The 11773-nt window shown below is 54.1% G+C and carries 10 protein-coding genes and 1 other RNA gene; 6 read left to right on the top strand and 5 right to left on the bottom strand.

Annotated elements, in window-relative coordinates; translation table 11 throughout:
• Positions 1 to 192 precede the first annotated feature (192 nt).
• From zipA to AC25ND_RS02695, 4 genes are all read left to right on the top strand, one after another.
• Entirely contained in the window at positions 193 to 1083 is an 891-nt protein-coding gene (gene zipA, locus AC25ND_RS02710; RefSeq protein ID WP_028692857.1) for a cell division protein ZipA, read from the top strand.
• A gap of 100 nt (positions 1084 to 1183) precedes the next feature.
• Positions 1184 to 3526: an NAD-dependent DNA ligase LigA gene (gene ligA, locus AC25ND_RS02705; protein ID WP_186596114.1), complete on the top strand. Its 2343-nt coding sequence runs from the start codon at positions 1184 to 1186 to the stop codon at positions 3524 to 3526.
• A 187-nt stretch (positions 3527 to 3713) separates the two neighbouring features.
• Positions 3714 to 3810, top strand: an RNA gene (gene ffs, locus AC25ND_RS02700) — signal recognition particle sRNA small type.
• 297 nt (positions 3811 to 4107) lie between these two features.
• Positions 4108 to 5511, top strand: coding sequence for a hypothetical protein (locus tag AC25ND_RS02695; RefSeq protein ID WP_486976089.1), 1404 nt, complete (start codon positions 4108 to 4110; stop codon positions 5509 to 5511).
• A gap of 675 nt (positions 5512 to 6186) precedes the next feature.
• On the opposite strand, the gene AC25ND_RS02690 is transcribed toward AC25ND_RS02695, so the two are convergent.
• The 5 genes from AC25ND_RS02690 to AC25ND_RS02670 all read right to left on the bottom strand — a co-directional run bounded on the left by AC25ND_RS02690 (position 6187) and on the right by AC25ND_RS02670 (position 9946).
• Complete coding sequence (locus tag AC25ND_RS02690; RefSeq protein ID WP_486976088.1) at positions 6187 to 6894, bottom strand: hypothetical protein; 708 nt, start codon at positions 6892 to 6894, stop codon at positions 6187 to 6189.
• Between the two features lie 595 nt (positions 6895 to 7489).
• On the bottom strand, positions 7490 to 8116 hold the full coding sequence (locus tag AC25ND_RS02685; RefSeq protein WP_486976087.1) for a recombinase family protein: 627 nt from the start codon (positions 8114 to 8116) through the stop codon (positions 7490 to 7492).
• A gap of 164 nt (positions 8117 to 8280) precedes the next feature.
• Positions 8281 to 9249, bottom strand: a complete 969-nt coding sequence (locus AC25ND_RS02680) for a hypothetical protein (protein ID WP_486976086.1) — start codon at positions 9247 to 9249, stop codon at positions 8281 to 8283.
• 44 nt (positions 9250 to 9293) lie between these two features.
• Positions 9294 to 9500, bottom strand: coding sequence for a hypothetical protein (locus tag AC25ND_RS02675; protein WP_486976085.1), 207 nt, complete (start codon positions 9498 to 9500; stop codon positions 9294 to 9296).
• A gap of 209 nt (positions 9501 to 9709) precedes the next feature.
• The gene (locus AC25ND_RS02670; RefSeq protein WP_486976096.1) at positions 9710 to 9946 is read right to left on the bottom strand and encodes a helix-turn-helix domain-containing protein; all 237 of its coding nucleotides are present in this window, start codon (positions 9944 to 9946) and stop codon (positions 9710 to 9712) included.
• Between the two features lie 202 nt (positions 9947 to 10148).
• Here AC25ND_RS02670 and AC25ND_RS02665 point away from each other — a divergent pair, with 202 nt between their 5' ends.
• Both AC25ND_RS02665 and AC25ND_RS02660 read left to right on the top strand, forming a co-directional pair.
• A complete protein-coding gene (locus tag AC25ND_RS02665; protein WP_486976084.1) occupies positions 10149 to 10580 on the top strand; it encodes a hypothetical protein in 432 nt (143 codons plus the stop codon).
• A gap of 14 nt (positions 10581 to 10594) precedes the next feature.
• Complete coding sequence (locus AC25ND_RS02660) at positions 10595 to 11068, top strand: hypothetical protein (protein ID WP_486976083.1); 474 nt, start codon at positions 10595 to 10597, stop codon at positions 11066 to 11068.
• The last annotated feature ends 705 nt before the right edge of the window (positions 11069 to 11773 follow it).

Raw genomic sequence — 11773 nt, 5'->3', positions numbered from 1 at the left:
GGTGTGAACATGTAGGCAAAAGCCTCAGCAGACGCGACAGACGGTGTAAAGTTGCCTTTGGTCGTGCTAGCTTAATGTCACTTGTTTTTTGCGTGGGTAAAACGCCTGTCAGAACATAGAGTTGGCGCCACGTGTTAAAGGCCTTTGAAGCCTTTGTTTTCAAGCATATTTTTTATAGAGGCACGGGATTACATGGAAATCGGTCTGCGCGAGTGGCTGATCGTCATCGGCATCATTGTCATCGCCGGTATTCTTTTCGACGGCTGGCGCCGCATGCGCGGCGGCAAGGGCAAGTTGAAGTTCCGTCTGGACCGTAGTTACGCCAACGCCCCGGACGACGACAGCGGCAGCGCCGAGGTGCTCGGCCCTGCGCGTGTGCTGGAAACCCACAAAGAGCCCGAGCTGGACGAGTCCGACCTGCCGTCGGTGAGCGCCCCCGCGCGCGAACGGGAGCGCGAGCGCGAACCCAAGCCGGCCAAGGCCAAGCGCGGCAAGCGCAACCATAGCGAGCCGCAGCAGGGTGACCTGAACCTGGCCGCCGAGCCCCGCGAGCCCGACCTGTTCGAGGGGGGCGACGACGATTTCGCCGCCGACAACACCCGCGCCAACGGCTTTACCGCGCCGAGCACGCCGGCCAAGGAGCTGCCACCGGCCGAGGAAGTGCTGGTGATCAGCGTCATTTCCCGTGACGAGAGTGGCTTCAAGGGCCCGGCACTGCTGCAGAACATCCTCGAAAGCGGCCTGCGCTTCGGCGAGATGGACATTTTCCACCGTCACGAGAGCATGGCCGGCCACGGTGAAGTGCTGTTCTCCATGGCCAACGCGGTCAAGCCCGGCGTGTTCGACCTGGACGACATCGACCATTTCAGCACCCGAGCGGTGAGCTTCTTCCTCGGTCTGCCCGGCCCGCGCCATCCCAAGCAGGCTTTCGACGTGATGGTGGCTGCCGCGCGCAAGCTGGCCCACGAGCTCAACGGTGAACTCAAGGACGACCAGCGCAGTGTGCTGACCGCCCAGACCATCGAGCACTATCGCCAGCGCATCGTCGAGTTCGAGCGCCGCGCCCTGACCCAGAAACGCTGATGTTTACGAGCGGGCGGATCCAGCCTCGATCCGCGCCGCACTGACACAAGCAAAAGAGCAGCCTGGGGCTGCTCTTTTGCTTTGCAAGAGAAGACGACCCATGAACGCCGAATCCCGAATCCATGCCCTGCGCGCCGAACTCGACCAGCACAACTACCGCTACTACGTGCTCGACGAACCCAGCGTGCCCGATGCCGAATACGACCGCCTGTTCAACGAGCTCAAGGCGCTGGAGGCCGAGCACCCGCACCTGGTGACCCCGGACTCTCCGACCCAGCGCGTCGGTGGCGCGGCGTTGGCGGCGTTCAGCCAGGTCCGTCACGAAGTGCCCATGCTCAGCCTGGGCAACGCCTTCGAGGAGGGCGACCTGCGTGATTTCGGCCGTCGCGTGGTGGAAGGCCTGGACCTGCCGGGCGGCGATCAGGCGGCGGTGGACTACAGCTGCGAGCCGAAGCTCGACGGCCTGGCGGTGAGCCTGCTGTACCGTGATGGCCAATTGGTGCAGGGCGCCACACGCGGCGACGGTACCACCGGCGAGGACATCAGCGCCAACGTGCGCACCGTGCGCAACATCCCGCTCAAGCTTCAGGGCGAGGGCTGGCCGGCGGTGCTGGAGGTGCGTGGCGAGGTGTACATGAGCAAGGCCGGCTTCGACCGGCTCAACGCCGCGCAGGCCGAAGCCGGCGGCAAGACCTTCGCCAACCCGCGCAACGCCGCGGCCGGCAGCCTGCGCCAACTGGACTCGAAGATCACCGCCAGCCGCCCGCTGGAGTTCTGCTGCTATGGCGTTGGCCAGGTGTCCGAGGCCTTTGGCGACAGCCATATCGGCATCCTCGAGAAGCTCAAGACCTGGGGGCTGCCGATCAGCCGCGAGCTGCGCCATGCCGCCGGTATCGAAGAGTGCCTGGACTACTACCGCGACATCGGCGCCCGCCGCAACGGCCTGCCCTACGAAATCGATGGCGTGGTGTTCAAGGTCAACAGCCTGGCCTCCCAGCGTGAACTGGGCTTCCGCGCCCGTGAGCCGCGCTGGGCGATCGCCCACAAGTTCCCGGCCATGGAGGAGCTCACCGAGGTGCTCGACGTCGAGTTCCAGGTCGGGCGCACCGGCGCGGTGACGCCGGTGGCGCGGCTCAAGCCGGTCAAGGTGGCCGGCGTGACGGTGTCCAACGCCACCCTGCATAACATGGATGAGATCGCCCGGCTGGGCCTGCGCATCGGCGACACGGTGATCATCCGCCGCGCCGGCGATGTGATCCCGCAGGTGATGCAGGTGGTGCTCGACCGCCGTCCGCAGGACGCCCGGCCGGTCGAGGTGCCCACGCAGTGCCCGGTGTGCGGCTCGCAGGTCGAGCGCACCCAGCTGGTCAAGCGCAGCAAGGGCAAGGAAACCACCAGCGAAGGCGCGGTGTACCGTTGCGTGGGGCGCCTGAGCTGCGCCGCCCAGCTCAAGCAGGCGATCATTCACTACGTGTCGCGTCGGGCCATGGACATCGACGGCCTGGGCGAGAAGAGCGTCGAGCAGTTGGTCGACGAGAACCTGATCCGCTCGCCGGCCGATCTCTACCACCTGACCTTCGACCAGGTGGTGGCGCTGGAAGGCTTTGCCGAGGTGTCGAGCAACAAGCTGCTGGCTGCCATCGAGGCGAGCAAGCGTCCGAGCCTGGCGCGCTTCATCTATGCGCTGGGCATCCCCGATGTCGGCGAGGAGACCGCCAAGGTCCTGGCCCGGTCCCTGGGCAGCCTGGCGCGAGTGCAGGTGGCGTTGCCGCAGGTACTGACCTACCTGCCGGACATCGGCCTGGAAGTTGCCCACGAGATCCACAACTTCTTCGAGGACGCGCACAACCGCGAAGTCATCGCGCAGTTGCTGGCCTGCGGCATGCAGTTGCAGGACGAGGGTGAGCTGGGCGCCGAGTTCGCTGCCAGCACCACGCTGGCCGGAATGCTGGCCAAGCTCGACATCCCCTCGGTCGGCCCGACCGGCGCCGAGAAACTGGTAGACAAGCTGGGCACCCTGGAGCGGATTATCGCCGCCGACGGTATCGACCTGCGCCAGGCCCTGAACACCAAGCAGGCCGAAGGCGTACGCGAGTTCTTCAAGGTCGAGGCCAACCAGCAACTGGCCCGTGCCATCGAGGCCCAGTTGCTGGACTTCGGCATGCACTGGTCGTGCGAGAAGAAGTCCGCCGAGGGCTTGCCGCTGGCGGGGCAGACCTGGGTGCTGACCGGCACCCTGGAGCGCATGAGCCGTGATATCGCCAAGGAAAAGTTGGAAAGCCTGGGGGCCAAGGTGGCGGGCTCCGTGTCCGGCAAGACCCACTGCGTGGTCGCCGGGCCCGGCGCCGGCTCCAAGCTGGCCAAGGCCGCCGAGCTGGGCGTCGCGGTGATGGACGAGGAGGCGTTCGTGGGCTTCCTGGCGGAGCGTGGTATCGGCGTCTGAACCCGCTTGCCTTTCGCCGGGCAAGCCCGCTCCCGCGGGTGATGAGGCGTGGGCGCGGGCTTGCCCCGCGATAGATTTGCCACAAGTCCTTGAGAAATGATGGTTTTTTCACGATCAAAGGTTGTAACTTCGCCCCGGCGCTGTACAATGGCGCGGCTCGTCAACTGACGAGCCGTCGTGGTGGCCCCATCGGTCCCCCCGCATTGATTACCCGTTAACCTGGTCAGGCCCGGAAGGGAGCAGCCATAGCGGGAACATCGAGTGCCGGGGTGTGGCTGGTGGGGCCGCCTCCATTTCTTAAGTCCTTGAGTTCTCAAGGATTTCTCGCTCAAAAATCTTAGAGTAGAACAGTGGTTAGGTACACCTAAGTGGTGCACTCAGCTGCGCATTCTATCTAGCTGCCAACCTTATCCCAAGTGGGTTTAGGGCGTCGACCTCGCTGCTAGGTTCACTTCGTGTTGCCCTCGGCCTACCCGTCATTCCCCATTTCCCCAGGCGGAGCGTGGACTAAGGCAAGAGGCGCTTGAAAGTACCTACGCATCATGGCATTTTGCCCTACACGCCAATGCACAGGGATTGTCATGCCAACCTCTTTATCAAAATACCTCGGAATTCCCAACAATACGTTGGAGTCGCTCGGGGTATTTGATCCTATCCTCGATCACGATACGCGTCTTTTTATTGACCCTTTGCTGTTGAAGCACTGCAAGACCCCAGAGTTTGCTTCCAGCTATTCTGATTTGCAGGCTAGATTTTTAGCAATTGGGAAGTTGCTCCATCACAGCAAAAGTAAGCATGATCCATTCTGGAAGTCTGCTGCCACTAAAATGAGTTGGCATGAAGTTCGCGGTCTTTGTATAGGTTATTCTACGGGTGGTACTGCCGGGAGCGGAATTGGGAAAGGGCTGCGAGACCGAATACTTGATACTGCAAAGCTAATTATTGATGCAGGGCGCAGTGATCCAGAACTTTTTGAGTTGGTAGGGCTGTTCGAAGATAACTTCGGGGCGGATCGTATTAGTGATATGACCGCAAATGTTATTCGAGAAGATATCCTGACTTATTCGCGCAATACTTATGGGAAAATATTGCCGAAAGGATGGGCGGGACCTATCGATAAGGGGACAGGGCTACCTAAAAACCCATTTACCAAAGAGCCTATATTGCTTGTTCCAAAGGAGCTGCTTCGTGACTTGCCTTCGGCGTTTGAGTGGAGTGGCTCTGATGAAATTGGGATCAGTAGTGCTGATGTTCGCGAAACTCTGAATGCACTAGTAGGTAATAGTTGGCGTTCGCTCGCTAATATGAAAAAGGAAGAGCTGAAGAAGCTGGTTCTTAAATATCCGGATTTAATTGACGATCTTGTGGATCAGTACGCTTCTAAAGATGTGAAGCCTTACGATTTTAATGAGGATAAAAAGGGGGAGTATGCTTGGTATCGGCGTAGTGTGGAAGCCGTTTCCGAACATCCCTTATCACTTTCGCTTAGTGCACATCCTACACTTGATGAGGTTTATGCCCTGGTTGTGTGTATATGTGAGAAGTTTAGGCAACTTGTTGAGAATAATGGGTTGAACACCCTGTTCTATGACGGTAAGTCGAAAGTTAAAAATGAGACTGCTATTCAACTGGCTTTTTATGGGATAGCAGAGGCTTACTGCGAAGCCAATAAAATTATGATAGCAAGGGAATCGAACTCGGGTCGTGGCCCGGTCGATTTCAAGTTTGGTTCAAACAATGAAAATAGCGTGCTTGTGGAAATAAAGAAATCTGACAATTCACATATAAAAAGTGGTATAGTGCGTCAGCTTCCGGAGTATATGAAATCGGAAAAGTCCAGAAAGGCAATTTACTTGATACTTGATCTCGGGATGAGTCAAAAACAAGTTGATAGTATGAATGAAATCCATTCGGCTATTTCTGGTTCAAATATCTCTCTCTTGTATATTGATGGGCAGCTGAAGCCCAGTGCTAGTAAACTTTAAAACGCCCGGTGCTGCGGTGCTGCGGTGCTGCGGTGCTGCGGTGCTGCGGTGCTGCGGTGCTGCGGTGCTGCGGTGCTGCGGTGCTGCGGTGCTGCGGTGCTGCGGTGCTGTCGGGTACCCATTAGTTCTTGTTCGCAATATCTTCGTTAATCACCATGCCATAAACAAAGAGAACTCCACAGATGGTTGTCTCGGGTAGATTTGAAATTACTGACTTGGACTGTGGTTTTGCTGTTTCTCTATGAGCTCAGTTGGGGTTAAGCATTCGACTGTGTGGATTGCATTTGCCACCACTTCGCCATGCTGGATTTTTTGTACCGAGTTTCAATGTTTCTTTCAACGCCTCGTTATGAGTACCTGACATAATCTTGCATGCCTTCCAGTCTGAATGCTCTTTCTTTCTAATTATGGCAGGTGCAAAGGTCGAAGTTATGCGGCAGCTCAGTTCTAACTATGCTCAGGTAGATATTGTGCGATTAACCATAGAATGCGGAGTGGAGGTGATAAGCCCTCAAAGGATGGGGTCAGGTCAAATGCTTTCTCTGGCCGAGACTTTGGTGGGATAGCTGTAGCGCACTTGTGGCGACAGCAATGATCATTTAAATTATTTGGATAGATAAGGTGTAATCAGGGAGAAGCATGCCGGTGTGTCTCCCTGATGATTACAAATTTAACCTACTTTAGTGAATGCGGGTCGCCTTCGTGCCCAAGTAGGGGAGGTTCACTACCAGATGGAAGGTCTTCAGCTCTAGACTGAGTTGCCCATGTGATTTTTGTGATTTCACTGATCCGATCAACGATAGGCTTCAGGTTTCCTCCGACCTTTTTCAGCATAACGCTTCCTTCCACCGTTAGGCCATAGAAGTGATCGAGGTCAGACATCTTTTTATGCATTTCAGATTGCAGCTTTTCTAGTCGTTTTAATAGTCGGCGCTTATGCTGATCCTCAAGTTCGGTATTATCTGTAATTAGCTGGCGCAACTCGTTTATTAATGTTTGTATTCTGCTAACGTCGCCATCTGTAAATTCATAAGAAAAGGTTTTTGTCACGATTCCTGCAAATTTCTTCTTGAGTGAGTCAAATCGGTGGCTAGATAGTTCTTTCTCCAAAGCATCTCTAACCTGAGCAATACCGCCGGCCATGATTCCACAAGCAGTCCCAAGGTCTTCATCGGAGGCATCGCTCAAGTAGAAGTCAAACTTTATTAGCTGTGCTTCATCCAGGGCAACGATAAGTGCGTAGCACTCTTGTAATAATTCGTGTATGGACCTATTCCAACCTTGCTCACCGTCGACCACTGTTAGTACATATTCACATATGTCGAAGGCTACTCGGCTTGGGTTGTCTTGGATGTCTTCTAGAAAATTCTCAGGAATGTTCATACCGGGTCCTTTAGGATAGGTTCAGAGACGGTAATGCAGGTGGTTTGCATTTCAATGCTGCTGGACATGCATTAAACTCACCTTGCGACGATGATAAGCAAAGGAATCCATCGCTTAGTCTACAACATCGACATTTGTATCTAGGGTAGTTAACAAGACTATCATGCTGTCGGAAGCATTTGCCTAACTTCGGTGGTGTATCCATGCGCTGACGTCCTTGATATCTTCCCGTATGGCATCTTGTTAAGGGGCAGCAGCTCAAGTGCATCTGCGGTGGTAGTAGCTTTGCCCATGTGCAGCAGTCACTCAGATGGTTTCATACCTGCGAGCATCCCAGTGAAAACCTAATCCCCCGTTCATTCAAAAATTTGGATTTGGATCATGCGAAAACACATCCAGTGCAAAAATCCCTGCGGGGTGGTGACTGCACTTAACCTTTTCCATTTGTACAAGCACTGGAGTGCAATACTTTATGGGAATCCGTATAGCACATAACATGGCCCCGTCATAGCTCTAAAGAGGGCCGCAGCGAGGCGAGTGAGTCTATGCGTAGCTCACGGTTGTGTTGGCAAGGCTTTGCTATACAGGGATATACTCAGGCGGCTGCTTTCATCTCTTTCTGTACTCGCTGTACGGTACTGAGAGCGCAACCAACAACGGTTGCTGTCTTGCGAAGACTCTGACCGGCCTCAAGGGCCATACGGATTCGCTCATGCAAGGCTTTATCAGTTTTTCGTCCCTTGTACACACCATTGGCCTTTGCAGTAGTGATACCTTCAGCTTGACGGCGGCGACGGTCTTCATAGTCCTTACGAGCAACCACGGCCAGCATGTCGAGTAGCATGCTGTTGACGGCATTAATCATGCCTTTAGTAAAGTCATCAGCCGCATCTGATTTGGCCAAGGCTGCATGGCTAGTGGGTAGGTCTAGGCTAACTATGGTAATGCCCTTGTCCTTAATGCGAGCCTTCAAATCATCCCAGTCATCAGCTTGGAGACGAGACAGGCGGTCCACTTGTTCGATGAGCAGCACATCACCTTCATGACTGTCATCGATCAGCCTATTAAGTTGGTCACGCTCCAGCTTTGCACCAGACACGTTCTCAACATAGAACGCGGCGACCTTATGATCGTGTGCATTAGCGAACTCTGACAGAGCGGCACGTGCGCGGTTTGCATCTTGATCTTGTGCCGATGCCCGAAGGTAGCCGCGAATGAACATATTGAATCCATCCTGTATCGTTTTGGATGTACCGACTATAGGTGTACCGCTTAGAGTGGTCAAATTATATTATAGGTGCAGGGTGGCGGCTGCCATGAGGTCGCCAAGATGTACTGCCTGATGTATACCCAAATGGGCTCACTGTCCTCGGCATCGTCCCAGCGTTAGCCGGTGACACGATCTGACAAGTCAAGCCTATGTAGCATTCGGCTATCGACTGGGGATTTGACATATTTGGTATTAGCCTTTCCGAGGATGGCAACCAGAAGTCGACATACCAATGCCTTCATTTGCAGGGTGACGTTGGTAGGGTTTCCATCGGGCTTATTACCACCGTAAATCGAGAACCCTAAAGGCTCATCGAAGAATAGGGCTTCGTGGATGGCATCGTTACGGGCGATTGATAGGGGTGAAGCACCTGCTTTGCTTTCTGCCCATTCGGGTATGGGGATGTCGAATTTTTCACACATCCATTGGATTCGTCGTGCATGAGGCACTCGTAGGTTGGTCTTCTCCTTGACTTCGAGAAGCTTGAAACAGCCATCTAATGCCATGTAGAGGTATTGAAACCGCTCAAAAGGAAGGCTCTGTGGGTACTGGGCCAAGAACAAAGCGTGGATGACTGCGGCGATTCTCTTGGGTGCACGATGAGCGTCGCGTTCCTGCTCTAGGAAATCGAGTGCCAAATGCACAGCTTCGATTAGGGTGCGACAGTTAAGGGCGAAGTCAACGAGTTTGTGCGGCTTAACGGGGGTCGCATCAAGAAAGCCTGCCTCTGTAGTTGTCAGACGCATGCCAGTAAACAAGGATAGGCACCAGACTATGAAGTCGAGGTCGTCTTGGTCCTTGTTTCTATGAAGGGTCAGAGCGTGGGTTTTAGGCAGTCCGAAGATGCGGCTGCTATAGGGCATGGGTCGGACAATTCCGCTCACGAAATTCAATCGCTCCTGTGGCCCCGGGTAGAGCCAGCCGTCGATGATGTTCTTATCTTCGGCGATTAAGGATACGGTTTCCTCGTGATCTGGTAGGGTCAGGATGGAAAACCTTTCAGTCTTCATATCGCTGCGTACTGGGTAGTAGCCGAAATTTACGGTAATTCCGCTTGCCAATGAGTGTTGCAGTTTTCCGGGCATGGTTGTAGATGCCTCGTGCAGTTTAATTTTCGGTGTTCCAAACCTTAGGATCGGAGCGAGTCGATACCTGATGCGATGGATTCGGCATTGGTGTCGAGGGTTTGCAGGATGTTTAGAACGTTGTCATGCACGTCTATTGATCCACGCTGCATGATCCACAAGCTCACCTCTTCAATAGCCGCACGGATGGCGATTTGGTTGATGTGCAGCAGCTCAAGGGTATCGGCAGTGCTTGAGGAGCGGTCGTCCATGATGGGGCGTCCTATGAGGTTGGTTCAGTCTTCGTAGCTTGCCGTGATTGCGTTTTCAAGCTCTTGCACCAGCTCTGGGAGGTTGATTCCCAGTACCTTACCTAAGTCTCGGAGCTGCACAATGTCCAGCCTAGGCGTCCCGTTCTCCACGTCGCTCATGAACGATTGAGGGTGGTGTGATCACGGATTCGACTGGTGGCTCGCACCGTTCAGTCAGGGTGGCTTTGCGAGCCTGAGCTGGTCAGGATTTCTACATCTTCTACAAGGGATGATGGGCGACACCCTAACGCCCAGGCGAGCTTGAAAATGATGGTGATAGTGGGCTGATTCACTCCGCGTTCAATGAGGCTGACGTAATTCCGCTGAATGTCAGCTTCGAGGGCCAACTGCTCCTGCGTGAGCCCTGCCTCCGTTCTTCTTTTACGAAGAGCTTTTCCAAATGCCAATCCAGTATCCAATCCATGCCCCCTCTGATGTAGGGCGGACTTTCGGGTGTGAGGAGTGGCAAGGTCTTCACAATATACTGTGAAAAAGCAAAAAGATATGACACGATCCCAATCGGGATGATGGCTCCGCGCGATGGATCGATCAGGGATTGAGTGTGAGACATCGTCCAAATTTCGAGGACATGACGACTTGGGGTAATTGATGACGGTTTCAAGATTTTTTGGGGTAAAGCCGGCTAGGACCGAAGGACAGCGGGCCAATGCTGCCAAAACCTATGAAGGGCTGATAAAGAAGGTCATCGCTGGTGTGGGGGTGGTCCCGATCACACTGGGTCTGTACGCCAATCAAGCTCAGGGCTCTCAATCTGAGGCTGAAGCGGTAGCAGCGCTATGCGACGCTATGAGTGCCCAAGCATATAGCACGATGGAAATGCGTCAGCTATCCACACCTAAACATGAGTTGAAAGACATCGTAGACAATCATATGACCAGTCCTAGCAGCCGGATGCGCCAATATAAGCTGATTGATGAAGCATATCAGGTTGAGCTTGTAAGCTCTGAGCGAGCGGGGCTTGTTGCTCACGAATTTGCTGAGAGGCAGCGAACCAAGTGCATTGCAGAGCAAGGTATGTGATCGATTAGCACTGCATGTCTCACAATCAATCTCATATATACTTTACTGATTTAAAGGAAGGATTCATGCGACCATTTATTGCAGCTGCCACCATAGCATTCCTCAGCGGCTGTGCTGCACCGCCCTCCATTGGTGAGGCTACTCCCGCACCGGCTAACCGACTTCTTGCACTGCAAGCAGAGGACCAAGGTAAGGACGGCACGGTCACTGTGATTCGTGAAGGAGCTGCACAGGGTGGTCATTGTTTCTTTGGTATCTACCTTGATGGGAAGCTTGTCGCTCGACTAGATAATGGCGAGAAGGCCAGCTTCTATGTGAAGCCCGGCAGAAGGCTCATTGGTGTCGGCTCCGACCCTCAAGGGGCTGGACCTTGTTCAGGGAACGCTCAATTCAAAAGGGAAGTGGCAACATGGCTTGAGGTTGGTGAAAAACAAACATTCAGAATTGCATTCCAACCAATGTTGGACATCCGTCCTTCCTCCTACTGACGAATAGTAAAGCCCTTGCTTGTGTAAGGGGGATGGCAGTCATCTACTGTGTGACGGTGGAAGTGAGACACCGCCTATCAACGGTCAAGCGACTGCCATCATCACCTCAGTACCCGCGAACGAGTGCGAAGTTGTGGTGGGTAAGCAACGAAAATTCAAAATCGCATTCTTGTCAGTGCCTGACAGACGCCCTTCTTCCTATTGATCCGCACTCGACATAGCATCCTCATCTTGAGCTGAGAGCTCTCCTGCTCGCATAGGAGGCGCTTTCCCTTCTTGTCTATACCTACTCATAAACTCATTGAGAACGCATCTGCAATAGCTTTGCAGGAGCTTTCAGGTCTACTTGCGTCTGTGAATTGATCAGGAAATGACTAAAGCGTAGATGGATCAAGATCAATTGATGTGAAAGCAGCCTGTGCTTGGCACGCAAGCAAGCGACATCAAGCAGAATCAAAGGTGTAGCCAAATTGCTCGTATCTCCCTGCAGGAGATGTGGAGCATGTTCGCATGACTAGCACCTGTTAATCGTGTGTTACACACACAGGCACATAAGAGAGAGCGTAGTCACATGTGCATTGCACATAGGCATACAATTGCACTACGTGCGAATGCGATCATCTACTTGCACACATCAGTGTCCGCAAGTGAGCACAGAGTGCGAATGCTCTTCAGAAGGACAGATCAGTGAAGCCTGTCCAGCTC

This window comes from Pseudomonas sp. P110(2024) (assembly GCF_057480795.1).
Note: the sequence above shows the minus strand (reverse complement) of the source record. Positions and strands in the feature narration are given on the sequence as shown.